The following is a 26,296-nucleotide window of genomic DNA, read 5'->3' on the forward strand; positions in this document are numbered from 1 at the left end:
TTGTATTTTTCTCCCCCGCTCCTTCCTAACCTACAAGAAAAGGAGTGTTGAACATGAATAGCGCAACAAATCAATCTACCTCTAAAACGCAAACTACACAAGGACAAGGTGAATTAAAACGCGGATTAAAATCTCGTCACCTTACGATGATTTCTCTCGGTGGTACAATTGGTACCGGACTATTTCTTGCCAGTGGTGGTGTCATCCATACAGCTGGACCTGGTGGCGCATTAATTGCATACGCCGCAATTGGAATTATGGTTTATTTTTTAATGACAAGCTTAGCTGAACTTGCAGCTTACATGCCTGTTACTGGATCTTTTAGTACGTATGCAACAAAATTTGTTGATCCATCACTTGGCTTTGCACTTGGATGGAACTATTGGTATAACTGGGCAATTACGATTGCTGCTGAACTTGCAGCCGTAACATTAATTATGAAATTTTGGTTCCCAGATACCCCTTCTCTTATTTGGAGCGGATTATGTTTAGCTATTATTTTCCTTTTAAACTATTTATCTGTTAAAGGGTTTGGTGAATCTGAATATTGGTTCGCACTTATTAAAGTAGTTACGATTATTATCTTTTTAATTGTTGGTTTCATGATGATTTTTGGAATTATGGGCGGTGAAACGGTTGGATTTAAAAACTTCACTGTTGCAGATGCACCATTTAACGGCGGTATCATGGCAATTATCGGTGTGTTTATGGCAGCTGGTTTCTCATTCCAAGGTACTGAACTATTAGGAGTAGCTGCTGGTGAAACTTCTGATCCAGAGCGTAATATTCCGAAAGCGATTCGTTCAATCTTTTGGCGTATTCTTTTATTCTATATCCTTGCAATTCTCGTTATCGGTTTATTAATTCCTTATACAACTGAAAGCCTTGCTGCAAGTGATGTTACAGTAAGTCCGTTTACACTTATTTTTGAAAAAGCGGGCGTTGCCTTTGCTGCTTCTGTTATGAACGCTGTTATTTTAACGGCAGTACTATCTGCTGGTAACTCTGGTATGTATGCATCAACTCGTATGCTTTGGGATTTAGCTCGCCAAGGAAAAGCACCAAAGTTTCTTGGTAAATTAGATAGCCGCGGTGTACCTGTTAACGCATTAATCGTAACATCAATTGTCGGTAGTATCGCTTTCATTGCTTCTTTATTCGGTGACGGTGTTGTATACATTTGGTTATTAAATGCATCAGGAATGTCTGGCTTTATCGCTTGGGTCGGCATTGCAATTAGTCATTACCGTTTCCGTAAAGCGTATATTGCACAAGGAAAAGATTTGAAAGACTTACCATATAGAGCAAAATGGTTCCCATTTGGTCCAATCTTCGCATTTACACTTTGTATCATCGTAATTTTAGGACAAAACTACGGCGCATTTATGGGTGAATCAATCGATTGGAATGGCGTACTCGTTTCTTACATCGGTTTACCACTCTTCTTAGTACTATGGTTAGGATATAAATTTACGAAAAAAACAAAAGTGATTCCACTTGATAAATGTGAACTAAAATAAAGTGAAACGAGCAAACAAATTTGTTTGCTCGTTTTTTGTTGCAAACCTCTTTCCTTCCCTATTGCTCCTGTTTTTGCCATAATAGAAGAAATATAAATAAAAGGTTGGGATACAATGAACATTCGCATTACTGATGAAGCAAAAGCAGCTATACATAGATTAGAACGTGAAGACAAAAAGATCCTTCGCATTAGAGGAACAATGACAAACTCCTGTAGTATTTTCGTTGATGTCGATTTAATTTGGGATACATTTAACGCAGATGATGTTGTATATGAAGATGTGGAGCTTATCGTACAAATGGATTCATTTACGAAAGACTACACTGGTGATACAGTGAAGCTTGATTATAAGACGACAGGTTTTAGTATTACGACTCCGAGTGAGACTTTGGTTTATGGATTGTCGATTAAAAAATAAAAATTGTTTTCATTTGACCACCGAGGTGAAAAAATGGGTAAATATGTTCCGTTAAAATTTTTATTTAATGAAGAATTAGCAGAAAAAATAGCTGATTCTATTTGTAAACACGATCCTTGTTTCTCTAAAAGCATCTTTGTAGATTCTGTAGCTTGTAAAGTTGAAAATTTAGAGTTAAAACAGCGTATTGAAGTAATTGCAGATGAATTACACAATGCTTTACAAAAAGATTTTAATGCCGCAATACATATATTACTGAAAACATTAGGACCAGAAAATACAACAGAAGTAGGCACATTTACAAATGGATATATGTACATGCCTGTTGCAAAATACGTTGAAAAATATGGGCTTAACGATTTTAAAATCTCGTTTAATGCAATGTATGAAATAACGAAAAGGAATACTGCTGAATATGCCATTCGGCCCTTTCTTGAAACATACCATGAAGATACACTAAACATATTACAACAGTGGATTCATGACGAAAACAGCCACATTAGGAGATTAGTTTCTGAAGGTACAAGACCAAGGCTTCCTTGGGCTAAAAAAATAGGAGCTCTAAAAGGTGATTTTCAGTACAATTTACAACTTCTTGAACCATTAATGAATGACCCTTCTAAATATGGTCAAAAATCTGTAGCCAATCATATTAACGATATTACGAAAGAAGATAAAGAACTCGTTTTTCAGTGGTTACAGCAATTACGTGATAAACAGCATCCTATTAATCCTTGGATTATAAAACATGGGTTAAGAACAGTTATTAAAAATGGTAATTTACCAAAAGATTTTTGTTTTTGAGTATTTTAAACAAAAAGTCCTTATACTTCAAAAATGAGGTATAAGGACTTTTTCTCTCCCAAACATTATCCTTGCCTTAAAATATTTTGAAACATTTCCGGCTTATTTCGTTCAAAACTTTCTATTAGTCCTTTTCCAAATATCGTTATACTCTTCTCCCAAGGATGACCTAAATACCCCCACTTAAAGTCCTTCTGAATAAAAAAGTAGTAATCTCCATTCGGAAATATTGGTATAATCCACTCATCAAATTCATTTCTTTCAAACTCTAAGTGAGGATTCACCCAATAACACTCATGTTGCCAATCTAGTGCCATTATATATTCATTCGATGCTGTATTTTCCTTAAACACTTGTAACGCTTTATCTTCCAAATCGTCATACACATCTAAATCTACCGATTCTCCAAAGTAATGAGAAATATTATATGTAATAAAAGGACTTGGCACCTTAAATGATGGAAATGTAGAAACACTTGGCGAAAACTCAAGTTCACTATATAACTTGTTCCAAATTCGATCATCCTCTTTGTCTGTAAACTCCATCCAGTTCTTCATTAAACAACACCTTCCTATGTAAGTTCAAAGGATTTTCACTCTATAATGCCGAATATATAAATAACCATTCTCACAAGGAGCGAATCTATATGAATCTATTCGAACACGAAACGTAAAACTGCCTCTCTTTCATAAGAGGTCCTCCCTTTTTCTTTTCTCATCATATCATTCATTTACGAAATAGGAGGACATAATTATGAAACGTGATCCATTATTTTTAACTTTATTAGAAAGTACAAATACACATTTTAGCGGCTGGGATTTTTCTTTCATTTCAGAAACGGGTCGAATGAAGAGCGAGCCTTTATCGTGGTCATACGGCAGCATTGCTTTCCTGCTTATGCAACGTGCAAAGTCAATGCTCGATATGGGTACTGGCGGCGGAGAGTTTTTATCTATGTTACAACCTTTCCCGTCAACTATTTATGCGACTGAGGGTTATGCTCCAAATGTGCCAATTGCTCGGAAGAAATTAGAGCCTTTAGGAGTTACAGTCGTCGAAGTGATTAATGATACTGTATTACCATTTCAAGATGGGCAGTTTGATTTCATTATAAATCAACATGAATCCTATGCTGCCTCTGAGGTAAAACGAATTCTTTCTCCACATGGCGTTTTTCTTACACAACAAGTTGGTGGTCTTGATTGCGCGGTACTGAATGAGCAGTTCGGCTCACCACTAAATAGCGAATTTGCAAGTTGGTCGCTTGAAGCGGCATGTAGTGAGTTAGAGGAAAATGGATTTACTATCTTAGATGCAAAAGAAGAATTCCCTTTCCAACGCTTTTATGATATTGGCGCTATTGTCTATTATTTAAAAGCGATTCCGTGGCAAATTCCTGATTTTACTGTCGAAAGGTATTATAAGGAACTATATCGTATACATGAAATCATCTTGCAAAAAGGATATTTTGATGTGAAGCAACATCGATTTATCATTAAGGCGATTCGTGACTAACGGAAAAGAGGTGGCAAAGCCACCTCCTTTTTTGTTCCGTTTACGTATGTTCTCTACTCTTTCACCATAAGAAAAGTTATATCATACATATTACAATTCTGACCAATAAATTGTATTTCTGAAACATATAATCACTTCGTATATATAATGAGAACAAAAACGTGATTTTTCACTATCCTCTTCTATTGAGAAATGAGTTGTTTTTCATATCGCTTGTTCGCATCATCTTCTGTCAAACATGCAGTTGTGTAATGAATAATATTCCGGTTATCATACGTAAACATATGTTCTAACTTATTTTCTTCTGTTAATACTGTCGGTAAGTATTTTGGTAAATTGCTAACTACACCTCTATTATCACCATCTAATATCCAATCAATTTCTTTCCATTCTAATAATCCTTCAGCCGTACGTAATGGTGTATTCATTTGCATTCCATCTGGAAAATCAGCAACGAACACATACATTCCTTCACTAGCCTGGGGCTCATCTTTACCTTTAAAAACAACAGTCCCTTTATACGTTACACTTGAAAGTTCTATACCCGTTTCCTCAAACGTTTCTCTAATTATTCCTTCGTATGGCGTTTCATTCTCTTCTATTTTTCCTCCAACACCATTCCACATCCCCATATTCGGCTTTTTATTTCTATTTAATAGCAGTATTTTATCGCTTTTTCTAATAAAACAAATTGTGTATTTGTACATACGATCATTTCCTTTCATTTTCCACATGAGTTATTTGGCTTATTTTCAAGTAAAAACACTCGCCTTACAATTCCTTACTACATAATATATAGTACAACTTTCATGCGTAAACACTTTACGTCAAACGAGAGAATCCTTTTTAGAAAGGAGAATTTAAAATCGATAATATAAGCAATGAATTTCTAAACCAATATTACAACAGCCTCGTGTGGTTAAACGATACACACTGGTTCGGGGTTCCAATCTGTAAACTTCCCTCTGATCTCTTTTTGTATCAAGAAATTATTTATGAATTAAAGCCCGATTTAATTATTGAATGCGGGACTTTTCACGGTGGTAGTGCACTGTATTTAGCTTCTATGTTAGATTTAATTGGAAAAGGTCACGTACTTACTATCGATATAACTCCGCAGCCAAATCGGCCATCACATAATCGGATTACGTATTTAACAGCATCTTCTGTTTCTGTGCAGGCCATCCAAACAATTGTAAGCATGCGCAAACCTGATGATGTGGTTTTAGTTATTTTAGATTCTGATCATAGTAAAGAACATGTCTCCAAAGAACTATTACTATATAAATCTATCGTCACTACTGGCAGTTATATGATTGTAGAAGATACCTCCATTAATGGAAATCCGCTTCTTCCCGATTGGGGTCCTGGCCCGATGGAAGCTGTGGATGAGTTTTTAACTAAAAATAATAACTTCATAATCGACGAGTCTAAACATAAATTTTTCATATCATTTAATCCAAAAGGTTTTTTAAAGAAAATAAAGTGAAACTTTAATAAGTGGGGTTTTGCTCATCCCCCACTTATTCTATCATTTTCATTTTTGAAAAAGGATAATATACAAATTCCACCTTGCCTATTATGTTATCTTCTTCAATATATCCTAAGCCATTTCGACTATCTCTACTTACTTCGCGGTTATCTCCCATTACAAATAACTTATTTGGCGGAATTTTTGTCTTTTGAAAATTATAAAATACTTGTGTGTTGTTAAATAAATCTTTGTTTGTATATGGTTCTTCTTGCTTTTTATCGTTCACATATACCTTTCCGTTCGTTATGTTAATTACATCACCAGGAAGCCCTATTACACGTTTCACATAATATTTCGATTCATCCTCTTCTTTTATAATGACAATTTCTCCGTGTTGTAAATTAGAAAGACGTACTACCGCTTTATTTACAAATACGTAGTCTTCTTCATATAAAGTCGGCTGCATCGATTCCCCTTCCACCTTACATAAAGTAAAAGAATGGTAGCCTATGACTATCACCAATATAAATAGTATGTACTTTCCCCAGCCTCTCTTAATCTCCTTTTTCATATCCATTCCCACCTTATAAAGCGCTTTTTAACTCAAAAAATATATCACTGCACAATATGTTTCCATGCAGTGATACTATTTTTACTGTGCCTTGTTCGGTTGTTCTACTGGAATTGAATTTGCATTTGATCTATTTGTTTTTAATTCAAAATACGCATCCAAAATCTCTTTACCAATCGCAGAATTAATTCCTGATTTATCATCATTCACCCATGGTACAACAACTGAAAAAGCTACTTCCGGATCAGCATCATATGGTGCATAACCGGCAAGAGTTAAATTATAACATTTTTTTCGGTTGTTGTTCTCATCTCTTCCAATATCACTTTCTCCACCATATACTGTCTCAGCTGTTCCTGTTTTTCCCGCTGGTTTATATGGTAGACCTTTAAACGTTCCGGTACCTGTTCCGTCAGCTTCTTGAAAAACTCTTCTAAATCCTTCTTTTACATGATTAATGTACGAAGTGTCCATATCCACTCTATTTAATACAACTGGTTCAATCGACCGAACGACTTTTCCTACATCCTCTGGTCTATTCGGTTGCTCTCTAACTTCTTGTACAATTTGTGGTTTCATTCGGTAACCGCCATTTGCAATGGTTGAAATATATTGCGCAAGCTGAAGCGGCGTATATGTATCATACTGTCCAATCGCGTAATCAAGTAAAAATCCGGGTATGTTATCAGTTCTACCTATTTGACCGATTGATTCATTTGGCAGGTCAATACCAGTCGACACACCTAGGCCAAATTGTCTAAAATAGTAGCGCATTTTATTAAATGTTTCTTGTTTAATGTCCAATGGATTGTTTGGGACATAATTAATGCCTGCCATTTTTAAAGCTGTATTAAACATATAAACGTTCGATGACACTTGCAAAGCTCTTAAATCATCAATATCTCCAAATTCTTTCCACGATTTCTTCGGCTTAGAACTTCCTTTAAAATACATTGGCGCATCAAAGAAATGTGTATACGGCTTAATCGCTTCTGTTTGATATCCAGTTAATAAAGTAGCCCCTTTTACAGTTGACCCTAACTCATAAGAACTTGTCATCGTTCCTAATGCATAATCTTCTATTTGCATCCCGCCATCTTTATTTACAATTTTCTTTCCTGCCATTGATAAAATTTGACCGTTTTTCGGATTCATCATTACTACGAACGCACGATCCATCATCGGCTCTGCAGCATGAAAGGCTCGTAAATTCTTTTCAAGGCTGCCCTCTACTCTTTTCTGTAAATCCATATCGACTGTTAACATCAAGTTATTTCCACTTTTTCCTTCAGTCACTTTTTCTGTTCGAACAATCTTCCCTGCTTTATCCATAATATTTTTAGACTGTTCCTTCGTTCCATGTAGTGCATCTTCATATTGTTTTTCAATGTAACTTTTACCAATACGGTCGTTTCGATTATAATCACGAACTAAATAATAATCTAATTGTTCTCTTGGCAATCCTTCATTTTCATTAGAAACGCTACCTAGTATAGAGCGCAGTATTTTATCATTTGGGTATTCACGTTCCCAATCTACTGTCGTATCTACCCCTGGTAAGCTTGCCAACCTTTCACTAACGACAGCATATTCATTTTGACTTACATCTTTTTTAACGATTTGCGGCGTCATTTTATATCCCGCATTCATTTTGCTTTTAATTACTAATACTTCTATATCTTCCTTTGAAAGCTCATTTAATTCTTCTTGTGTAATTCTTTCCCGGCGCAGTTCTTCTACTTTTTTATCTAACTCTTTTCCTTCTATTTCTTGCTTTCTAAATTTACTCTCATCTTCTTTCGTTACTTTCGCTGCTGCCCGCTTTTCATTTAACTGCATCCAAAAATCTTTCTTATCTGTCTCTGTTAACTTATCCATGTCCTCTTGCGACATTTCAATTAGCTTAGCTAAATCTCTTGCTACTTGTAAAACTTCTTTCGAGTCTACTCCTCTCATTTTCGTATATGTAACGGTTCGCAATGGTTTATTATTTACAATAACGTGACCTTGCCGATCAAACATTTTCCCTCTAGGAACGGGAGTGCTTACCGTTACATCTTCCTTTTTATTTACTTCATTTCTATACGTTTCTCCATCAATGATTTGTACTTTACCTAATTGAATTATAATAGCTGAAAATAAAAGAAAGACAATAAAAAATAGTACATTTAACCGAAATGGAATATGAGTCTTTTTCTTTTTCGATTGTTTTTTCTGCTCCTTTTTCTGTCTCATTTCGCTCCCTCGCTTCATTCTATTAACATTTCTACGCAAAATCATTATGTATCAAATTTATTTATATGATATATATAGAATTTTATATTAATTATAAAAGAAATAAAAGATTTAATTTTCAGTTTTTTGTTTTTACATCCTATTTATTACCATTCCCTTAATGCACAATAACATGAATATTATTCTAAAAGAAAAATGCGGCAAATTGATTTTTATACCATTAGTTTACATTTCTTTGTATACTAAAGAAATAAATTCATAAAAGACATTTCTTAAGGAGAGAACGGAAATGACAGATTCGTTTACCATACATACTCATACACCACATTGTTTAAACTTTATGATCTACATTCAAAATATTTATCTCAATCAAAAAGGAAAAAAAGAAAATTTTCGTTTTCCTTACATAACAAAAACATTACATTTCTCCACTGACTTTAAAACAAATTTCAAAGAATTATGGCTGACTCTTCGTAAACAAACTGCTAACGACAGATATGATTTACAAATTTTTCACGAGGAGAATCATATATTTTATAAGAAGCTTTTTGACGCTAATTTATGTGATGAGGAATCATTTAAAGAATTAATATATAGTTTTAAAGTATGGTGGACTAGCATAGCAGGTCAGCTTTCAATAGAATATTCCGTAAGTAATTATAGTGAACAACTTTATAATGACTTAGTTCTATACTTAAAGCAAAACGAAATAAATCCTTTACAACAGCTACATATTAGCTTACTTTATGACGATTGTGTATTCGCTAAAGATAATATTACTTCTTACTCTGCTATTTTACCTACGAAACAATTTTTTATAAATTATAGAGATGTTGTTACTACATTATCAAAATGTTTTCATATGGCTTAAAACAGTGATTACTCAAATAAAAAACTGAGGCAGATACCTCAGTTTTTTCGATAACTTATTTCATTGAAGATAACCCTTCAACAAACTCACCAATCTTATTTTGAAAAACAAAATCAAAGTTATATTCCTGTCCTGTTAACTCTTCATTTACTAAAATAGTTGTTGCTCCTACTTCCCTCTTTGCAATTTGCGGGAATGAAGCGACAGGCTGTACTTTTAGTGATGTTCCCATAACGATAAGCACATCTGTTTCATATAAACGTTTGATAGCATTTTGATATTGCGGCAGTGTATCTCCGTATAAAACAACGTCTGGATTTAAAATGAAATTACACTTCTCACAACGCGGTACTTCATGATCAATCATATACTGTAAATCATAGCCTGATTTACATTTTGGACAATGTGCTGTTTGAAGTGTTCCATGTAAATCAATGACATGCTTACTGCCACCTAATTGATGTAAACCGTCAATATTTTGCGTTAAAATCGTAATATCTTTCCCTTGTTCTTCTAGCTCAGCTAAAAAGCGATGGCCACGATTTGGTTTATATTGATGGAACGTATTAATTTGAAAGATTTCTTTATAATGCTTCCAAAATTCTTTCGGACTTCGGTTATAGTACCCTCTTGATAAGTACATCTCCACATTCGCATCAGCATACAATCCATTTGCTGAACGAAAATCTGGAATACCACTTTCCGTACTTGCACCAGCGCCTGTTAATACTGTAATTTTCTTCGCTTTTTCTAAAATTGAACGTACTTCTTCAAATTGTTGCACAAAAATCACCTCTATGTATTTTCCTATTCTTATTATACCAGTTGTTTACAGGAGGTGTTGTACAATTCATTTTACTTAATGCGTTGCGCCCCCAACCTCTACAATATCTACCTTAACTGTCGTCGTTACTTCGATTGCCAATTGTATCCCCTTACGAATAGTAGAAAGTGACATACTCGGTTGCCCTGGATAATTACTCGCTTGTTCTGGTAAAAACGGAATATGAATGAATCCGCCTTTTATTTTCTTATCATGTTTCTCTAGTTCATGCATAAGTCCATAGAATAAGTGATTACAAACGAATGTGCCTGCCGTCTGTGAAACAGATGACGGTATACCCTCTTCGCGAAGTTTTTTTACGATTGCTTTCATCGGAAGTGTAGACCAATACGCAATCGCTCCTTCTTCTACAACCGGTACATCTACCGGCTGATTCCCTTCATTGTCAGCGATTCTTGCATCATCAATATTAATTGCGATACGTTCTATCGTAATATCTGGTCTGCCCCCAGCTTGTCCAATGCATATAATAATTTCCGGCGCTAGTTCTTCTATATACTCTTTTAATACGCTTATTGATTTATGAAATACAGTTGGTACTTGTTTGCTTATTATCTTGTATTCTCCAATTGTTTTTTCATGCAAACCTTTTGCTACTTCCCAAGCTGGATTGATATTTTCTCCGCCGAACGGATCAAACCCTGTTAATAATACTGTTTTCATAGTTTTATCCTCCTAATTAGAAACGATATACTAGGCCGTACATAATAAACATATTTATGATAAAAATTGAAAGAGCAATTGGTACTTGCGCTTTAATAACCGCATTTTTATCCTTTAGCTCTAAAAGCATCGCAGGTACGATATTAAAGTTTGCTGCCATTGGTGTAAGCAGCGTTCCGCAATATCCAGCAAACATACCGAGCGCTGCCATAATTGCTGGGTTTCCGCCGTGCATTTGAACTATTAAAGGTAAGCCAATTCCGCCAGTAATAACAGCAAACGCTGCGAATGCATTTCCCATTACGACTGTAAATAGCATCATGCCTAAACAGTACGCCATAACGGCAACGAACGGATACTCTGTCGGTAGCACTTGTCCGACTAAGTCTGAAACAACTTGTCCAACGCCAGACTTCGCGAATATACCGCCAAGTGCTGCTAACATTTGTGGTAAAATTACAGCCCAGCCAACAGCTTGTAATAATCTGCTTCCTTCTTGTACAGGTGTTGTTATTTTTGATTTTGTAATACGCATCGCCGCAACAAATGCGAGTAATGCACCAAGCGCTAGTGCAACTAATGTTACTTTATCTGGATCAACAAGAGAGACATTTCCCCATTTAATTTTCCCTAAGGTCAACGTACCGATAATTGTAAAAATAGGAATTAATAGTGCAGGCATAAAAATTTTATTTTTTAATTTCTCAGCATGTTTCACACGTTCTTGTACTGGAACTTCTTTTTCCTCTGATTTTGTTACTTTATTTAGCGAGGCTAAAACGACCATAGCGAGCACGATACAGCCAACGTAAAACGAAGGAATTACATTTCCAAATAAAAATGTAACTGCAAACAATGCCCAAAATAAACTAGAACCGAATCTGTTTGGATGTTCACGATCGAATGCGATACGAACAGCGATAAAAGCAACGATTATCCCTAATACATAATAGATTGTATCCATTGTGATGATGTTCATATTAAATTGCCTCCTTCTCTTCTTTTCCTTCTGCCTTCATTGTTTTCTCTATATATTTATCAAACCTTCTAAATCTAATCCAGCTTACAATAAGTGCAGATATTGCTGTCGGAATGCCCCAAAGTGCCATATCCCATACTCCGACATGCATACCTACTGAATCGAAGAATCCTTTCATTAATAAAATAGCTCCAGTTGCGATGAAAATATCTTCTCCGAAAAACCAAGCTGTATTTTCAGCAGCTGCTGCGTTTGCTTTAATCTTTTCTCTTAATTTTTCAGGAAGTTTACCGTATTTACCTTGCGCGGCCCCTTCTGCCATCGGTGCAACGAGCGGCCTTACTGTTTGCGCATGCCCACCAATATTAAGCCCTAGTGCTGCTGATGATTCTCTTATCGTAAAATATGACATTAATACTCTTCCAGTTGTTGCTCCTTTTGATTTCGTTATAAGTGCTTCTGCTCTTTCTTTTAAACCGTAACGCTCTAAAATTCCGATTACCGGTAAAGTTAATATAATTGGCATAGACATATATCTATTTTCTATGAAAAATCTACCGAACATGCTGATCACATCATAAAAACTTAATCCTGAAACCATACCAGTAACAATACCTGCAACCATAACTACTAAAAGTGTATTTAATCTAAATAAAAAGCCCACTGCAACAAGTAGTATTCCGATTAATTTAATCATCCCAGCACTTCCCCCTATTTTTTATTTCGGTGCACAAATAGAAATATCATTAAGTTTGAATGTTCTGTATATTCTTTTTGCAAATTGCACTGCTTTTTCCCCATCACCGTGTAAACAAATTGTTTGCGCCTGAACTGCTACTTTCTCTCCATTGACCGCATTTACATGGCCTTCTTTCACCATTTGAAGTACTTGCTTTATCGCTTCGTCTTCATCTTTTATAAGCGCATTTTCTTCTGTACGGCTCGTTAATGTACCATCTTGCTTATATGTACGATCCGCAAAAGCCTCTTGTACAAGAGTTACTTTGTATTTTTCTGCAGCCTGTATAAACGCCTCGCTATTTGCTAATCCATAAAGTAATAGACTTGGATTTATATGATAAATTGCCTTTGCAATTGCATCTGCAATTTCCGGATTAGACGCCGCCATATTATATAAGGCACCGTGCGGCTTTACATGCTGCATTTTCCCGCCTGCCGCTTTCACAAATGCGTCTAATGCGCCTGTTTGATATAGAACATAATCGTATACTTCACTTGCTGAAACATTCATGTTTCTTCTACCAAATCCAATTAAATCAGGAAATCCAGGATGCGCCCCTATTGCTACGTTATGCTCCAAAGCTTTTTCAACAGTTTGACGCATAATAGACGGATCACCCGCATGAAAACCGCAAGCAACGTTTATAGAGGAAACGAACGGAAGAATCTCATCATCATTCCCCATTTTATAAGCGCCAAAACTTTCTCCTAAATCACAGTTTAAATCGATTGTAGTCATAATGTATTCCTCCTAATTTCAGCTTCGTAAAGCGATGAATTTCTTTAATAAATTCATATTTACTTCTTGTTCTATGTACAATTGTTCCGCTTCTTCAAGCGTAATTTTCTCAAAAGAAACATAGTCCCCCGGCTTTAGCTGGGCAAGAAGAGGTAAATCTACTGAAATGATATTTCCCATTCTCGGATAGCCACCTGTCGTTTGCCTATCTGCCATTAATATAATCGGCTGTCCACCATTAGGAACTTGAATGGTTCCTAATGTAACAGGACTCGATAAAATCTCTTTTTCTTCATTCCTATTTAAAACCTCTCCCTCAACCCTATAGCCCATACGGTCAGCATAATTAGATACCTTATACTCTTTCGTAAAAAATGCCTTTCTACTTTCTTCTGTAAATTGATCGTATTCAAAGTCAGTTATGACACGAAGCTTTGGATGTTTCTTATACTTTGGTAGTACGCTGTTGCTAATTGCCCATTTCGTTTTTATTCTCGCATCTTTTTGTAAGTCTAGAATGAAACGACTCGCCATTTCTGGTTGTGCACCAATTTGGAAGTAGTCACCCTTTTTCAGCATTCTTCCTTCTATACCACCAATCGCAGCACGTATGTACGTACTTTTGCTTCCCATTGTACGCTCAATATGTATACCACCCGCAAAAGTTACATACGCTCTGCAACCACTTTTCACTTTTCCAAAACAAAGCATACTACCTTCTTCCGCTAAAATGGGACGCCATAACGGGATACGTTCTCCATTCAATAACGGTTCCATATCTGCTCCGCCAATCGCAAGTAAAGTCGTTTTCTTTATTAACAATTTAGGTCCCATAATCGTCATTTCGAGTCCCGCTTCATTCTCTTCATTACCAACTAACATATTGATCATCCGAAGTGCACTTTGATCCATCACCCCGCCAACTGGCACACCGTATTGTTGATAATGAGATCGCCCTAAATCTTGGACTGTTGTAAACATTCCCGCATGCAAAACCTCTACATCCATTTTTTAGCCCCCTCAAGCGATACGTACTCTTCCTTCGTTATTGGAATAAATCGTAAATACATACCACTTTGAATATATGTCGGTATTTCTTCTTCCGGATTAAATAATGAAATAGGAGTTCGGCCGATAATATTCCATCCTCCTGGTGTTTCAAGCGGATATATACCTGTTTGATTTCCGCCAATACCTACTGAACCAGGAGAGATTTGTAACCGTGGTGTTTCTTTTCTAGGTGTTTCTAATTCTTTTGAAAGTCCTCCTAAATACGGGAACCCTGGTGTAAAACCTAGCATATATACAAAATATGTAGTTTCACTATGTATTCGAATCACATCTTCTACTTGTAAACCGTGATAATGCGCGACTTCTTCTAAATCAGGTCCATATTCTCCCCCGTAGCACACTGGTATAGAAATATGTTTCACATCCTGTTTTACTTCTTCTTTATAAGAATCACACAGCTCCTTTATATACTGGCGAACGTAATCATGTGACCTTTCACTTCTCTCATTTCCCTTCCATACTTCGTATACATTGTAGTAAACAGCTAATGAAGTAAACGACGGAACGCACTCTATCATTCCTGCAAACGGATGTTGCTGCAGTGCTTGAAATAACCGCTGTACTTTCTCATATATATCCCTCTTAATTTCTTCACCAAATGTAACAATAATTGCTTGATCCCCTAACGCAGAAAATTTCATCCTACTCCCTCTTTCTATGCCAAAAAGCCGAGTTCTTTCGAAATGCGATGCGCTGTTTCTTTCACCTTCGCAATAAAATATGAAATGTTACTTTCGTTGTACTCAATTGCTAATCCCGAAATACTAATGCCTGCTACAACCGTTCCATCGCTCGCGAAAATGGGTGCTGCTATCGCGGCTGTATGATTTTCTAACTCAGAATAACTAATGGTGTAGCCTTCCTTTTTTGCCATTTGCAACACTTCTAACAATTGTTTCTTATCCACGATTGTTCCATCTGCAAACTGTTTTAAATCCACTTCCTCTATGTATCTCCGTTTCTCTTCCTCAGAGAAATACGATAGTAAAATTCTTGGACATGCGCCAGCATAAAGCGGTGCTCTTCTTCCAACCGCCGTATACACGCGTACCGGCTGAACACCTTCCATTTTTTCAACATAAATTGCGTCATTTCCATCCTGAATTATTAAATTAACTGCCTGTCCTAAACTATCTCTAAGTTCTTTCATATAAGGAATTGCTATATTTCTTACTGATAATCGTTGTGAAACAAGTTGACCGAACCGTAAAAATACGACCCCTAAACGATATTTCCCCTTTTCGTTTTTTTGTAAAAACTCCATCTCTTCCAACGAGCCAATTAAACGATAAACAGATGTTTTCGGCATATTTGTAAGCTGAACCATCTCTGTTAAACTTAGCTCTTCATGCTCATAAAACAACTCCAAAATATCCATTGTCTTAACTGCCGTTTTATTTATACTCATTCTATCTCCCTTTCGTTCCGAATTACGGAACTTAAATTCCGTTTTTCGAAACAAACATATAATTTAAAATTATAAAATATTCTTTCAATTCAATCAATAGATTTTAAGCAAATAAAAAAGTATGGAAGAATATCTCTCCCATACTTCACCACACTTTATAACGCTCTTACTTGTTCCAACGGCCAGAAAACAGCTTGTCCTTTTCCGACAATTTCATCTTCTGAAATAAAGCCAAACATGCGACCATCCTTAGAAACTTCACGATTATCCCCTAAAACAAATACTTGGCCTTCTGGCACTTTCGTTTTCCCAGTGATTTGTTCTAACGTAAAGTCTGGAGTTAATACACGGCCTACTGCTTTTTCTTTAAACTGTTTTAAATATGGTTCTTCCATCGCTTTTCCGTTTACATATAAAACATCATTTTTATACTCAACTGTATCGCCTGGCAAACCAATTACTCGTTTTACTAAATCGTATCCTTCTTTCCCGTGGAAGACGATAATATCAAAGCGATCTAATCCACTTATACTATAACCAATCTTATTCACGAGAACTCTTTCGTTATTTTTTAAAGTGGGCATCATTGATTCACCTTGTACTAAAGAAGGTGTAAATAAAACACCGCGAATAATAGCAATTAATACAAGGGTAAAACCTATCGTTTTAGCCCAAGAGAATAATTCTTTCTTCGTATTTTCCTTCATCGTTTCTCCTCTTTCTTAAGCACTTATTTTATTATTTCAACTAATTCTTGTACTAAATTAGGATCTATTTCAGAAAAACATGATTTTCCTTCTCTTACCGCTGTACCGACATGCGCCTGCGTGATTCCAGTTTCATCTAGCAATCGCTTTATATTTTCTTTCGTCACGCCAGCTCCAGCTACAAGCTGAATTTGACCCTCACTTACCTTTTGCATTTCTGTAAGCACCGGAATATTCTCTACTATATTTCCTTGTCCACCTGAAGTTAAAACGTGAGTCACTTTATGAAACTTCTTTAAAGTGCTCATCGCTTCTACTGGATTTTTTATATCATCTATCGCACGGTGGTACGTTACATTTATTCCATCTACAACAGATAGTAAATCCGCTAATTTCTCTTCATCCACTTCATTTCGTTCGTTTAATACGCCTAATACTACCCCAGCTGCTCCTAACTTCTGTGCAACTATAATATCTTCTTTCATCATTTCAATTTCTTCTTCCGTATATGTAAAAGACTTCGCATGCGGACGAATCATAACATGAATTGGTATACTTACCACTTCTACCGCTTTTTTTATAAAAGCATAACTCGGTGTTAAACCACCTTCTGTATAAGATGAAATTAATTCAATCCGCTTCCCGCCAGCACTTTCAATTCGTTTTACATCTTCTAAACATGTTGCAATAACCTCTAGCATGAGATGACCTCTTTTCGTGCTTTTTTCTTATTATAACATTAGTAAAAATAAGAAGCCTAGCTTTCTCCTTTAAAACTTAAAAAAGAAGAATGAAAAGAAAGATTTTTTATTGGCAACGATTATTGGTAACATCCTATTATTCATGTACACTCCTACCATAATGAAAAAAGCCCTTCATTTTGACGGATTTTTCTAATTTCAAGCTTTTCTTTCCTCAGTTTTCATATCAATGCCTAATTGATCTTCCAATAACTTTACACCTTTCTTTGTAAGATGGACAGCTCGGTTCTTATCCGTTTTCGTAATCCATCCCTGTTCAAAAAGCAGTTTTGCAATTGCAGACCCTAACCAACCAGAAATATGGTAACGCCGTTCACTCCAATCAAGGCAAGGTTTTGCAAATACCCTCCTTTTTGTATCTGCCTCATCAACATTTATTCCAAAATTCAGAAACCATTTCTTACCTTGTTCCGTTACAATGTATTCTCCATCCTCTAAAATTATAAATTGCCTATCTAGTAATTTTTCAGTTATCTCTACACCGAGTTTGCCTGCAAGATGATCATAACAAGTTCGAGCATAACGAATTTGTTTTAGTTGGCTTGATTGTTTTAAAGAGCGAACTTGAACTGTTGGTGCAATTGTCCCTAACTTTTCAAGCACTTCTGCAACTTCTTGATTAGCAAGTCGATAGTAACGATGTCTACCATGTTGTTCAACTGTAAGTAAATTCCCTTCTACTAATTTAGAAAGATGCGAACTAATTGTTGGATGTGACACTTTTGCCATATAAGCCAATTCACTAGCAGGTAGTGCCTGATTATTCATTAGACAATCTAAGATGATTGCTCTTGTAGGTTCAGCAATTAGTTTAGCTATATATGAGATATTCGGATATACATTCATATTTCGATGATACCCTAACTATTAAATTGATACAATTATTTTAAGTTTAATAGTAAAGGAGAATGTATTATGAATGCAATTGATCTTAGTATATTAAATTTAAAAGAAACGAGAAGGCGCTCAGAAAAATTATGGAATTCTCTTCCCGATAATTTTCTTAATTGGAAGCCTGATTCTGAGGCTATGTCCTTTGGTGAAATGATTCGTCACGTATGGAGCTCAACTTTTTACTATCATATGATTATAAAAAACAACGGTTCAATAAACGACATACGTACCCCGTATGATGACGAGCCAATTACTTGTGTAAAAAAAGAAATTGAATTGGCACAATCACACTTTACTGACTTCATAGAATATGTTCAATCAATAAGCATAGCCGAGCTAGATTCAAGACTTATTGATAGAAGTGATGTTGGCTATCAACGATATTTAGGTGATATGCTATTACGAATTGCCTATCATGATGCGGTCCATGCGGGTCAATTTTTACAATATTTGCGAATGGTTAACTTGGAAAGACCTTTAATTTGGGATTAAATACGAAAAATGTTTATACAGCCTCCAAACTGGCATTACAATAAGAATTTTTCAACAAGAAACAATCACAACACCATGATAATCATTTATATTAAAAACCTACATCTCCATTAAGTACTTCATACACATAAAAAGCACGGGTTTGATTACTAATCAAACCCGTGCTTTCAAAACAACTATAATATCCATAAACAATAAAATGTAAACTTCAAAAATCACGACCGAAACGCCGCATCCGCCAGCATAGACAATGTTGCATCATCCATCGGTGGATTGTGTAATCCTGCTCTGACGTTTAAATAGTAACGATGGAGCGGATTTTTTTCTGATAAACTTTTTGCTCCTACGATGCGCATCGATTTATCCACTATAGATATCGCCGCATTTGTTACAGCATATTTCACAGCTGCTAATTCTGCTTGCAGTGATAGTTTATCTTCTGCCTCATCGTACTTTTTCGCAATTTGATATAAAAAGACACGAGCTTGCATAAGCTCAAGTTCTAACTCTCCAACTAATTTTCTAACATTCGGCAATAAACTAATAGAATGATTTAAACTATTTGGCTTGTATGATTCCGCAAATTGAACTGCATAATTTCTTGCTGATTGTGCAATTCCTAAATAACATGCTGGTATATGTAGCAACCAGCCAATACCCTTTTGTTTCACTTTCCCGCCTTTTACATCCGTAAAAAAGCGGTTGTCTATCTCTACATTTTGTAAGACAAGGTCGTGGCTAGCAGTCCCTCGCATTGCAACGCTATCCCACGTTTCTTCAATAGATACACCGAGTGTATTTCTTGGAATAACAAACTCACCAACTTCTTCACGGCCTTCCATACTTGCTGAAATAATAAAATAATCAAGTACTGGCGCCATCGTTGTAAAAGTTTTTCTTCCATTTATAACCCACTTCTCGCCTTGTTGAGCCGCTATTGTTTCTGGTTTGCCGCCACGCGTCGGACTCCCTGTTTTCGGTTCTGTTGCTGCCCTGTTAAAGAGCGCACCATTACGTACTTCTTCGCAAAACCATTTGAACATCTCATCATTCCAAGAGCGATTTTCCGCTAGCTCCTTCACAATGCCAAGATGCCAGCCAATCGATAATGCAGTAGCTCCACAGCCTTCCGCGATTTTCTCTTGAAATAAAACGAAGTCATATAAAGAAATGGCACTACCACCAAATTCCTTCGGTAACGTTAATTTCGTATATCCGATATCTTTCAAATCATTTATATTTTCATACGGAAATGATCCTAATTCACTTAGCTGATGCTCCCTTTCCATGAACTTCGGAATCAATTTATTTATTTTCTCAATAATTAAAGACTGTTCTTCTGTTTCAACAAATGAGAGTGCCATACTATAATCTCCTTTATCCCGCTATTTGCGAGCAGTAAAACTCCCACCTAAAAATTCAGGTGAAGCAAAGGAAGTTAGATGGGAGATCAACTGCCCGTAAACGCCCGATTGGTTCAACTAATAATCAGTGAGAAACCCACCCACTGATTAAAGTTTCACTTTATGCTCGATTCATAAACCGTTCATTTTGTCATTATGATTATATGAAGCTACCTCTCTATTGTTTCACTATTCCGATAAAAATACAATGTTTTTGACTAATAAGAAAAGTTCCTATTTAAGGATAGATCCTTTTCTTATATTAGTCCCCCTTCAATGCTTTTAATGGCAAAGAGGTTACATATCCAATATACGAGAATAATTCTTTAAAGAAGAATGGTATTTCTGTATCTAACGTTTTATATGCTGATGTCGGCGTTGGTGAAGCATACGCTTCAATATTAATATGTTTTGCGATTCTCATTGCCCGTTTCATATGAAGTGGATCACTTACAATCGTGTATGTTTGTATGCCGTTCTCTATTCCAACTTGCTTCGCATTTTTTAAATTTTCTTCAGTGAAAAGGGATTTAGTTTCAATTAAAATATCTTCCTCTTTTACACCTTGTTTCATTGCATATACTCTTGCAGTACGTGCTTCCTCGAGTTCTGCCTCGAACTTTGTACCACCTGTAAAAATAATCTTTTTAATATTTCCGTTCTTATATAAAGAAATCGCATGATTAATTCTTTCTTTAAATACAGGAGATGGTTTTCCGTTCCATGAAGCTGCTCCTAGTACGATACCAGCATCCGTTTTCACGTCATCATTTGCTTTAAAACGATAACTCCAAATATCGTAAGCTGCATAACTTACATATAAAATAGCAGAACAAATCATTAGTAAAAATACTTGAAAGATTCGTCTTTTCTTACTCTTCTTATTTTCTTTCATTTGTAATTGCCTCCGTACATCATCCATACTTCTATAAAAAACATTTATATCAAATCGTTTTGTTTGAGTTTATTTAAAAGAAGGAACTTTACTTGTTATTTATGTATAAAAGGGTTTTCATTTAAAATTGAGGATTATCAATTCATTTTCATTTGCGGTTTTCATTACATTTTTTAAATTCATAAGTTTATTACCATACAACTACATTGTAACGAATTTTTTCTCAGAAGGGAACGATGAAACAAAAGGAATTAAAATAAAGTAGCATTTTGTAAGAAAAAAGGTATATTTTTCATATCTCACGAACAATATACCTTTCAAAACACGAATTATAACTTTTCTTTATACAACTCTAATTTTTCTAACAATTTTTCTTTTACGCTTGGCCATTCACTCGAGATAATACTGTACACCACCGCATCTCTCACATAACCATTCGGTAATTTTCTTTCATTTCGAAGCACACCCTCTTTTACTGCGCCTAACCTTTCAATTGCTCGTTGTGCTTTTTCATTTCTTGCATCCGTCTTAATTTGCACTCTCAGCATATGCAATTTTTCAAAAGCATACTGAAGAAGCATATACTTACACTCTGTATTTATACTCGTACGTTGCACACTCGGATGATACCACGTTTGCCCTAACTCAACTGTCTTATCTTCTACTGAAATATTATATAAACGTGTACTTCCTACAATCTTATTCGACTGTTGATCTACGACTATGAAAGGTATTTGAGTACCTCTTCCGTAACCCTTTATCGCTTTTTGAACGTATTGTTGCATATCTTGCACACTATCCATTTTAGAGATTAAATACGCCCAAATATCCCGATTTCCTTCTACAATCGAAAACAAAGTTTCGACATCAGTATTATCCATTAACCGCAACTTTGCTCTTTCGTGAATAATTTCCATTTTTAAGCCCCCTTTGTTGTTACTATATCATAAGAATCAAAAACGCATTATAAGAATAAAAAAATATAAAGAAACGAATTCTTTTCAAATATATTCTTCTCGTATAAGGTAGGAAGACTCATCAGTAATCATTAAAAAAAGAATTTTTTGATAATTTCCAATAAATTCTATATAATGATAAACGGGAGGGGATAAAAAATGCTAGATCAAATTACTTGGGGAACGCCAGGCAGCTTATTATGCTTAGGATTCTTTTTTGCGGGACTAGGAATCTTCTTAAGAAGCGTTACGTCATATACGAAAAATAAATAAGAATATCCCGCTTTTAAACAAAAGAAACCCTCTTTTTACAGACGGCTTCTTTTGTTTAACTTTATCTTATTAAAACTTCAAAGCAACAAATAAGCAATCGGCGTAATAATAAGCAACGTTAAAATCGTTCTCTGCACATATAAAATAATGAGTTCAGATACTTTTAACGGAATATCTGTTGATAATATACAAGGAATGGAAGCGGAGAAAAACAAAATAGATGATACGGAAACAACTGCAATAACAAACTTTGTCACGAGTGGTGCACTTACTACTAATAATGACGGTAAAAACATTTCTGCAATGCCAACTGATGCGGCTTTAGCAGCTAAGTCTGCTTCTGGTAATTGTAATAGCCATGTAAACGGATAGAAAATATAACTAATCCAATCAAATGTTGGCGTGAACTTCGCTAAGACGATACCAATTAATCCTACTGACATAATGGATGGTAAAATTCCCATTGTCATAATAAATCCGTCTTTTAAATTCATTGCAATATTTTTCATAATGCTCGGTGCAGACTTTGATACTTCTAACGCATCTTCCCAAGCACGTTCTAACATTTTCTCTTTATAAACAGGCTCTGGGAACCCTTCTTCTGTTACATATGTATCTGGTTTTCTACTAAGGGGCGGGATTCTTACGGTGATAGCAGTCACGATGAATGTTACAACAAGTGTAGTCCAAAAATAAACATTCCATAAATGCATAATATCTAATGTTTTTGCGATGATGATCATAAATGTAGCGGATACTGTAGAAAATCCTGTAGCGATAATCGCCGCTTCTTTTGTCGTATACTTTCCTTCTTTATACACGCGATTCGTAATAAGGAGAGCAAGCGAATAACTTCCAACGAAGGACGCAACTGCATCGATTGCCGATCTCCCCGGCGTATTCCATAATGGCCTCATAATCGGACGACAAAATGTACCGATAAATTCAAGCAATCCATATCCGACTAATAACGCTAAAAACGCCGAGCCAATTGGAACGAGCAAACTTACTGATATGACTAGCTTCTCATATAAAAACGGTCCAACATCTGGCGCAAAGAACCAAGCTGGTCCTACTTTTAAACAATATAATATGCCAAAAACAACGCCAACTACTTTTAAAATAGAAAAACAAATGTCTACGATAGATGCATTCCATTTCTTCGTATAAAATGGATAAATCGCACCAATCGCCATAACAAATAATGCATAATAAGGTACTACGCCAGGAACCGAAGCCCTAATCCACGATACGATATGATCAATCATAATAGACGATGCACCATTTATCGTAACAGGAACGAAAAACATAAACACCCCAACGAGACTAGCAAGTATAAACCGAAGAATAATCCCCTTCTCTCGCCCTGTCTTAATTACATTACTCTTTAATTCAATTTCACTCAAAATTCGACACCTCCTATTATCTAAATATTCTGTATAATAATGTTGTATTCCTTCTTTCCATTTCTACTATTTAATCATATGAAAAAGCCTATTTTAAAATAGGCTTTTCTATTACCTCTCATAATCATCCACAAGCACTTGAATGATACGATACGATTCTTCTGCTACTTTTTCATTACTATCCCAATTCGCATCATATGTAATTATCGCCTTCCAAAGTGCCCATCCTCTCGCTCTATTCCACGTCTCTTCATCCATGCGTAATACTTCTTTAAATACATTTCTACTATTTGCATCAAAAAACGTCCACGCCATCGCTGCATCACAAGCAGGATCTCCTACACCTAAAATACCAAAATCAATTACAGCACAAAGCTTTCCATCTTTAACGAGTAAATTCCCTGGCGCTACATCTCCATGAACCCAAACTGGCTTACGATCCCATGTTGAACTAAGTGCTACATTCCAAAGGTGTTTTAATAATGCCTCGTCAAAAACATCCTTATTATTTTCAATAGCAACTCTCGCCTCTTCATCATATACAGATATAAGTCCGCCCCTGTAAAAATTATGTGTTCCAGCTAAAGGTCCGTTACTCGCATTAATAGATTGCAATTCTACTAAAAAAGATCCTAAGTCCGCCGCAAATTCATTTAAATCCCGAACGTTTTGTTTCGTAACTGTTTCTCCCTCTATCCACTTATTAATAGACCAAGGCAATGGATACGCTTCAGACGGATTTCCTTTCGCAAGTGGGGTAGAAATCGGTAAAGAAAGCCCCTTATTTAATATAGGAAGCCAACTATTTTCTTTCTCTACTTGCGGTGCATATGCCACATCACTTGGCAATCTTACACTCATCTCATCCCCTAAGTGAAACGTCCTATTATCATGCCCACTAAACTTTACAGGTTTCACTTCTAAATGGGCCCATTTAGGAAACTGTTCCTGTATTAACTTTTCAACTAAACTTATGTTAATTGGATGCATTCACACTCTCCTTTTCTTTTGAAACTTACTAAGCCCATCCGTACTTCCAACATATTCAAAACTATTTTTCTTATAAAAATCATTCAACGTACGATTATGCCCCACGCAATCTAACTTCAAATACTCTTTATCACATTGCACATTCTCTTCTACCCACCGTAAAATCCATTCTCCTATTCCATATCCCTTATACTTCCGTTTCACCGCAAATCTATGAATATATAATGAATTAGAAATTTCCTCTTTACCAAAAATATGTTCATCCCATTCATTTTGTTTAGGAGAAACTGTAACCGTACCAACTATTTCAGCTTCTTTCAGAACAACATATGTATATTTCTCTCTTATACATTCTAGTATTTCAGCCGTAGCTTCCTCTCCTAAAAGATACTGCCACTGATCCACTTCTTTATATTGTAGCCATTGTGCTACCTCTTTTAATAAAAGGATAATACTATCACTTTCATTTTCAGTAGCAATTCGAATTGCATATTCTTTACTTATATTTCTCTCCATATTGCCTTTCCCCTTTCAAATTGCTACCATACTGACAAACGAGTCCTTCCATCATTTTCATCTGTAATATATTCTACATAAAATCCTTGATTCACTGCGTTTTCATACATTAATTCAATCGATTTTTGATCTTTCGCATAAATTTGTATGTATTGAGCATCCACCGCTAATACAACTACCTCACACTTGCTTTCCTTAAACTCTTCGTATGTTTCAATATCTATCGCTATTTCTCCTTTAGGATATGCTTTTAAATCTGCAAAAATAAGATAATATATGTTGTCTTTAACTAACTTTTTCAACGCTAACCCTTCCACTACACTTGGTTCTTCTGGAAATAATGCCTCATCCAATTCACCACGTGCTATTAAGTAGGACTCCTCATCCCTCACTCGCCAATCAAATACAGTAATATCAATTGGCTTTAATACTTTCCAAAGTAAATTATCATATCCATCTAGAATATCTACTGTAATCCCTCTTTTCATATGTCTGCTCCTAGCTTATTTATTTTTGTTCTATACATTATATATGAAATGTAATTACTATATTTTGTCGATACATAAGTACATCATAAAAAAACCGCTCCACGACTAGCGAAACGGTTTCCTTCTGCTTACATTTAAATATTTCATTCAATTGTTGGACTACGTTTTAAAATATTTTTTAATATATGCACCACATCATTCGTTCATTCTTAATGCTCACTTCGACTTTACAAAGTAATATAAAAACCATACTGCATGATTTTGTTCATCCGCAGCTATTCTCCGTAACAACTCTTTCAAATGTACATCCGATGTCTCATCTGAAATTTCCAAATAAAAATCTACTGTTTTTTGTTCATCTTGTATAGCGAACTCTAATCCTTGTAAATACGTATTTGGGCAGTCTTCAGTAATTTGTGGTTTTGGCTGCCTACCAGTTAAGTTCGTATAAATTTGTACAAAGTTGTGGAAATGCTTTATTTCATCATTACGAATTTCAAGAATTTGTTTTTGTTCTACTTGATTTGGAGCCATATTCGCTAATTTTGCATAGCAGCTTATAGCGCTATACTCTCCATTTATAGCTTTTTCAATATCACTAATTAACTTATCATTCTGCCTATACCAATCATAATAATTCGAATTATACATCATATCCCT

The 26,296-nt window shown here is 35.5% G+C and carries 30 protein-coding genes; 7 read left to right on the forward strand and 23 right to left on the reverse strand.

Going from position 1 to position 26,296, the window contains the following annotated elements; all coding sequences use genetic code 11:
• Positions 1-53: 53 nt before the first annotated feature.
• From V7S45_RS15015 to V7S45_RS15025, 3 genes are all read left to right on the forward strand, one after another.
• Complete coding sequence (locus V7S45_RS15015) at positions 54-1,520, forward strand: amino acid permease (protein ID WP_001083395.1); 1,467 nt, start codon at positions 54-56, stop codon at positions 1,518-1,520.
• A 114-nt stretch (positions 1,521-1,634) separates the two neighbouring features.
• Positions 1,635-1,940 (forward strand): iron-sulfur cluster biosynthesis family protein, encoded by a 306-nt coding sequence (locus tag V7S45_RS15020; RefSeq protein WP_025687522.1) that lies wholly within the window; start codon positions 1,635-1,637, stop codon positions 1,938-1,940.
• A 33-nt stretch (positions 1,941-1,973) separates the two neighbouring features.
• Positions 1,974-2,744 carry a DNA alkylation repair protein gene (locus V7S45_RS15025; protein ID WP_025687523.1) on the forward strand — a complete coding sequence of 257 codons (771 nt, stop codon included), beginning with the start codon at positions 1,974-1,976 and terminating at the stop codon, positions 2,742-2,744.
• Positions 2,745-2,809: 65 nt separating this feature from the next.
• Here V7S45_RS15025 and V7S45_RS15030 read toward each other — a convergent pair whose 3' ends face one another.
• Entirely contained in the window at positions 2,810-3,301 is a 492-nt protein-coding gene (locus tag V7S45_RS15030; RefSeq protein WP_000800539.1) for a DUF2716 domain-containing protein, read from the reverse strand.
• 196 nt (positions 3,302-3,497) lie between these two features.
• Here V7S45_RS15030 and V7S45_RS15035 point away from each other — a divergent pair, with 196 nt between their 5' ends.
• Positions 3,498-4,259, forward strand: coding sequence for a class I SAM-dependent methyltransferase (locus V7S45_RS15035; protein WP_000817605.1), 762 nt, complete (start codon positions 3,498-3,500; stop codon positions 4,257-4,259).
• 182 nt (positions 4,260-4,441) lie between these two features.
• On the opposite strand, the gene V7S45_RS15040 is transcribed toward V7S45_RS15035, so the two are convergent.
• Entirely contained in the window at positions 4,442-4,966 is a 525-nt protein-coding gene (locus V7S45_RS15040) for an 8-oxo-dGTP diphosphatase (RefSeq protein WP_002164515.1), read from the reverse strand.
• Positions 4,967-5,124: 158 nt separating this feature from the next.
• Here V7S45_RS15040 and V7S45_RS15045 point away from each other — a divergent pair, with 158 nt between their 5' ends.
• The gene (locus V7S45_RS15045; RefSeq protein ID WP_265736937.1) at positions 5,125-5,748 is read left to right on the forward strand and encodes a CmcI family methyltransferase; all 624 of its coding nucleotides are present in this window, start codon (positions 5,125-5,127) and stop codon (positions 5,746-5,748) included.
• Positions 5,749-5,782: 34 nt separating this feature from the next.
• Here the strand turns inward: V7S45_RS15045 and lepB (V7S45_RS15050) are convergent, their stop codons facing one another.
• Together lepB (V7S45_RS15050) and V7S45_RS15055 are read right to left on the reverse strand one after the other, a co-directional pair.
• Positions 5,783-6,304, reverse strand: a complete 522-nt coding sequence (lepB, locus tag V7S45_RS15050) for a signal peptidase I (protein ID WP_002094069.1) — start codon at positions 6,302-6,304, stop codon at positions 5,783-5,785.
• An 81-nt stretch (positions 6,305-6,385) separates the two neighbouring features.
• On the reverse strand, positions 6,386-8,539 hold the full coding sequence (locus tag V7S45_RS15055; RefSeq protein ID WP_001249190.1) for a penicillin-binding protein 2: 2,154 nt from the start codon (positions 8,537-8,539) through the stop codon (positions 6,386-6,388).
• Between the two features lie 289 nt (positions 8,540-8,828).
• On the opposite strand from V7S45_RS15055, the gene V7S45_RS15060 reads away from it, so the two are divergent.
• Complete coding sequence (locus V7S45_RS15060) at positions 8,829-9,410, forward strand: hypothetical protein (RefSeq protein ID WP_000132271.1); 582 nt, start codon at positions 8,829-8,831, stop codon at positions 9,408-9,410.
• A 55-nt stretch (positions 9,411-9,465) separates the two neighbouring features.
• Here the strand turns inward: V7S45_RS15060 and V7S45_RS15065 are convergent, their stop codons facing one another.
• From V7S45_RS15065 to V7S45_RS15115, 11 genes are all read right to left on the reverse strand, one after another.
• Positions 9,466-10,194 (reverse strand): NAD-dependent protein deacylase, encoded by a 729-nt coding sequence (locus V7S45_RS15065; RefSeq protein WP_001183803.1) that lies wholly within the window; start codon positions 10,192-10,194, stop codon positions 9,466-9,468.
• A 75-nt stretch (positions 10,195-10,269) separates the two neighbouring features.
• A complete protein-coding gene (gene pcp, locus V7S45_RS15070) occupies positions 10,270-10,917 on the reverse strand; it encodes a pyroglutamyl-peptidase I (RefSeq protein ID WP_025687031.1) in 648 nt (215 codons plus the stop codon).
• Positions 10,918-10,933: 16 nt separating this feature from the next.
• Positions 10,934-11,896, reverse strand: coding sequence for a DUF979 domain-containing protein (locus tag V7S45_RS15075; RefSeq protein ID WP_001021658.1), 963 nt, complete (start codon positions 11,894-11,896; stop codon positions 10,934-10,936).
• Position 11,897: 1 nt separating this feature from the next.
• Positions 11,898-12,593, reverse strand: a complete 696-nt coding sequence (locus V7S45_RS15080; protein WP_000593400.1) for a DUF969 domain-containing protein — start codon at positions 12,591-12,593, stop codon at positions 11,898-11,900.
• A gap of 21 nt (positions 12,594-12,614) precedes the next feature.
• The gene (pxpA, locus tag V7S45_RS15085) at positions 12,615-13,376 is read right to left on the reverse strand and encodes a 5-oxoprolinase subunit PxpA (protein WP_000207317.1); all 762 of its coding nucleotides are present in this window, start codon (positions 13,374-13,376) and stop codon (positions 12,615-12,617) included.
• A gap of 18 nt (positions 13,377-13,394) precedes the next feature.
• On the reverse strand, positions 13,395-14,384 hold the full coding sequence (locus V7S45_RS15090) for a biotin-dependent carboxyltransferase family protein (protein ID WP_000382247.1): 990 nt from the start codon (positions 14,382-14,384) through the stop codon (positions 13,395-13,397).
• On the reverse strand, positions 14,375-15,088 hold the full coding sequence (gene pxpB / locus V7S45_RS15095; RefSeq protein ID WP_000672280.1) for a 5-oxoprolinase subunit PxpB: 714 nt from the start codon (positions 15,086-15,088) through the stop codon (positions 14,375-14,377). Before pxpB ends, V7S45_RS15090 begins: the two co-directional genes overlap by 10 nt.
• Before the next feature lie 14 nt (positions 15,089-15,102).
• Positions 15,103-15,855, reverse strand: coding sequence for an IclR family transcriptional regulator (locus tag V7S45_RS15100; RefSeq protein ID WP_000026367.1), 753 nt, complete (start codon positions 15,853-15,855; stop codon positions 15,103-15,105).
• 155 nt (positions 15,856-16,010) lie between these two features.
• Positions 16,011-16,562: a signal peptidase I gene (lepB, locus tag V7S45_RS15105; RefSeq protein ID WP_000662501.1), complete on the reverse strand. Its 552-nt coding sequence runs from the start codon at positions 16,560-16,562 to the stop codon at positions 16,011-16,013.
• A 23-nt stretch (positions 16,563-16,585) separates the two neighbouring features.
• Positions 16,586-17,263, reverse strand: coding sequence for a copper homeostasis protein CutC (locus V7S45_RS15110; protein ID WP_000895121.1), 678 nt, complete (start codon positions 17,261-17,263; stop codon positions 16,586-16,588).
• A gap of 198 nt (positions 17,264-17,461) precedes the next feature.
• Positions 17,462-18,169 carry a helix-turn-helix transcriptional regulator gene (locus tag V7S45_RS15115; RefSeq protein ID WP_001103807.1) on the reverse strand — a complete coding sequence of 236 codons (708 nt, stop codon included), beginning with the start codon at positions 18,167-18,169 and terminating at the stop codon, positions 17,462-17,464.
• A gap of 69 nt (positions 18,170-18,238) precedes the next feature.
• On the opposite strand from V7S45_RS15115, the gene V7S45_RS15120 reads away from it, so the two are divergent.
• A complete protein-coding gene (locus tag V7S45_RS15120; protein WP_000991275.1) occupies positions 18,239-18,709 on the forward strand; it encodes a DinB family protein in 471 nt (156 codons plus the stop codon).
• Between the two features lie 215 nt (positions 18,710-18,924).
• Here the strand turns inward: V7S45_RS15120 and V7S45_RS15125 are convergent, their stop codons facing one another.
• The 8 genes from V7S45_RS15125 to V7S45_RS15160 form a co-directional block, all read right to left on the reverse strand.
• Positions 18,925-20,073, reverse strand: a complete 1,149-nt coding sequence (locus tag V7S45_RS15125) for an acyl-CoA dehydrogenase family protein (protein WP_001218360.1) — start codon at positions 20,071-20,073, stop codon at positions 18,925-18,927.
• A gap of 301 nt (positions 20,074-20,374) precedes the next feature.
• On the reverse strand, positions 20,375-21,007 hold the full coding sequence (locus V7S45_RS15130) for a YdcF family protein (protein ID WP_000662215.1): 633 nt from the start codon (positions 21,005-21,007) through the stop codon (positions 20,375-20,377).
• A gap of 329 nt (positions 21,008-21,336) precedes the next feature.
• A complete protein-coding gene (locus tag V7S45_RS15135; RefSeq protein ID WP_000402586.1) occupies positions 21,337-21,924 on the reverse strand; it encodes a GNAT family protein in 588 nt (195 codons plus the stop codon).
• A gap of 389 nt (positions 21,925-22,313) precedes the next feature.
• Positions 22,314-23,642 carry a YjiH family protein gene (locus V7S45_RS15140; protein ID WP_001289418.1) on the reverse strand — a complete coding sequence of 443 codons (1,329 nt, stop codon included), beginning with the start codon at positions 23,640-23,642 and terminating at the stop codon, positions 22,314-22,316.
• 111 nt (positions 23,643-23,753) lie between these two features.
• Positions 23,754-24,632: an aminoglycoside phosphotransferase family protein gene (locus tag V7S45_RS15145; protein WP_000553362.1), complete on the reverse strand. Its 879-nt coding sequence runs from the start codon at positions 24,630-24,632 to the stop codon at positions 23,754-23,756.
• On the reverse strand, positions 24,633-25,148 hold the full coding sequence (locus V7S45_RS15150) for a GNAT family N-acetyltransferase (protein ID WP_000440748.1): 516 nt from the start codon (positions 25,146-25,148) through the stop codon (positions 24,633-24,635). It abuts the gene before it with no gap.
• Positions 25,149-25,171: 23 nt separating this feature from the next.
• On the reverse strand, positions 25,172-25,636 hold the full coding sequence (locus V7S45_RS15155; protein ID WP_000820201.1) for a DUF2691 family protein: 465 nt from the start codon (positions 25,634-25,636) through the stop codon (positions 25,172-25,174).
• A 216-nt stretch (positions 25,637-25,852) separates the two neighbouring features.
• Positions 25,853-26,287, reverse strand: a complete 435-nt coding sequence (locus V7S45_RS15160) for a ferritin-like domain-containing protein (protein ID WP_000282831.1) — start codon at positions 26,285-26,287, stop codon at positions 25,853-25,855.
• Positions 26,288-26,296: the final 9 nt, after the last annotated feature.

The sequence above is a fragment of the Bacillus sp. BR3(2024) genome, from assembly GCF_039134555.1.
GTDB classification, from domain to species: Bacteria; Bacillota; Bacilli; order Bacillales; family Bacillaceae_G; genus Bacillus_A; species Bacillus_A cereus.

What these genes read in the sequence shown, in the direction of transcription:
- V7S45_RS15015 (WP_001083395.1), top strand. Translation starts at nt 54, where the DNA reads ATGAATAGCGCAACAAATCAATCTACCTCTAAAACGCAAACTACACAA.
- V7S45_RS15020 (WP_025687522.1), top strand. Translation starts at nt 1,635, where the DNA reads ATGAACATTCGCATTACTGATGAAGCAAAAGCAGCTATACATAGATTA.
- V7S45_RS15025 (WP_025687523.1), top strand. Translation starts at nt 1,974, where the DNA reads ATGGGTAAATATGTTCCGTTAAAATTTTTATTTAATGAAGAATTAGCA.
- V7S45_RS15030 (WP_000800539.1), bottom strand. Translation starts at nt 3,301, where the DNA reads ATGAAGAACTGGATGGAGTTTACAGACAAAGAGGATGATCGAATTTGG.
- V7S45_RS15035 (WP_000817605.1), top strand. Translation starts at nt 3,498, where the DNA reads ATGAAACGTGATCCATTATTTTTAACTTTATTAGAAAGTACAAATACA.
- V7S45_RS15040 (WP_002164515.1), bottom strand. Translation starts at nt 4,966, where the DNA reads ATGTACAAATACACAATTTGTTTTATTAGAAAAAGCGATAAAATACTG.
- lepB (WP_002094069.1), bottom strand. Translation starts at nt 6,304, where the DNA reads ATGAAAAAGGAGATTAAGAGAGGCTGGGGAAAGTACATACTATTTATA.
- V7S45_RS15055 (WP_001249190.1), bottom strand. Translation starts at nt 8,539, where the DNA reads ATGAGACAGAAAAAGGAGCAGAAAAAACAATCGAAAAAGAAAAAGACT.
- V7S45_RS15060 (WP_000132271.1), top strand. Translation starts at nt 8,829, where the DNA reads ATGACAGATTCGTTTACCATACATACTCATACACCACATTGTTTAAAC.
- pcp (WP_025687031.1), bottom strand. Translation starts at nt 10,917, where the DNA reads ATGAAAACAGTATTATTAACAGGGTTTGATCCGTTCGGCGGAGAAAAT.
- V7S45_RS15075 (WP_001021658.1), bottom strand. Translation starts at nt 11,896, where the DNA reads ATGAACATCATCACAATGGATACAATCTATTATGTATTAGGGATAATC.
- V7S45_RS15080 (WP_000593400.1), bottom strand. Translation starts at nt 12,593, where the DNA reads ATGATTAAATTAATCGGAATACTACTTGTTGCAGTGGGCTTTTTATTT.
- pxpA (WP_000207317.1), bottom strand. Translation starts at nt 13,376, where the DNA reads ATGACTACAATCGATTTAAACTGTGATTTAGGAGAAAGTTTTGGCGCT.
- V7S45_RS15090 (WP_000382247.1), bottom strand. Translation starts at nt 14,384, where the DNA reads ATGGATGTAGAGGTTTTGCATGCGGGAATGTTTACAACAGTCCAAGAT.
- pxpB (WP_000672280.1), bottom strand. Translation starts at nt 15,088, where the DNA reads ATGAAATTTTCTGCGTTAGGGGATCAAGCAATTATTGTTACATTTGGT.
- V7S45_RS15100 (WP_000026367.1), bottom strand. Translation starts at nt 15,855, where the DNA reads ATGAGTATAAATAAAACGGCAGTTAAGACAATGGATATTTTGGAGTTG.
- lepB (WP_000662501.1), bottom strand. Translation starts at nt 16,562, where the DNA reads ATGAAGGAAAATACGAAGAAAGAATTATTCTCTTGGGCTAAAACGATA.
- V7S45_RS15110 (WP_000895121.1), bottom strand. Translation starts at nt 17,263, where the DNA reads ATGCTAGAGGTTATTGCAACATGTTTAGAAGATGTAAAACGAATTGAA.
- V7S45_RS15115 (WP_001103807.1), bottom strand. Translation starts at nt 18,169, where the DNA reads ATGAATGTATATCCGAATATCTCATATATAGCTAAACTAATTGCTGAA.
- V7S45_RS15120 (WP_000991275.1), top strand. Translation starts at nt 18,239, where the DNA reads ATGAATGCAATTGATCTTAGTATATTAAATTTAAAAGAAACGAGAAGG.
- V7S45_RS15125 (WP_001218360.1), bottom strand. Translation starts at nt 20,073, where the DNA reads ATGGCACTCTCATTTGTTGAAACAGAAGAACAGTCTTTAATTATTGAG.
- V7S45_RS15130 (WP_000662215.1), bottom strand. Translation starts at nt 21,007, where the DNA reads ATGAAAGAAAATAAGAAGAGTAAGAAAAGACGAATCTTTCAAGTATTT.
- V7S45_RS15135 (WP_000402586.1), bottom strand. Translation starts at nt 21,924, where the DNA reads ATGGAAATTATTCACGAAAGAGCAAAGTTGCGGTTAATGGATAATACT.
- V7S45_RS15145 (WP_000553362.1), bottom strand. Translation starts at nt 24,632, where the DNA reads ATGCATCCAATTAACATAAGTTTAGTTGAAAAGTTAATACAGGAACAG.
- V7S45_RS15150 (WP_000440748.1), bottom strand. Translation starts at nt 25,148, where the DNA reads ATGGAGAGAAATATAAGTAAAGAATATGCAATTCGAATTGCTACTGAA.
- V7S45_RS15155 (WP_000820201.1), bottom strand. Translation starts at nt 25,636, where the DNA reads ATGAAAAGAGGGATTACAGTAGATATTCTAGATGGATATGATAATTTA.
- V7S45_RS15160 (WP_000282831.1), bottom strand. Translation starts at nt 26,287, where the DNA reads ATGTATAATTCGAATTATTATGATTGGTATAGGCAGAATGATAAGTTA.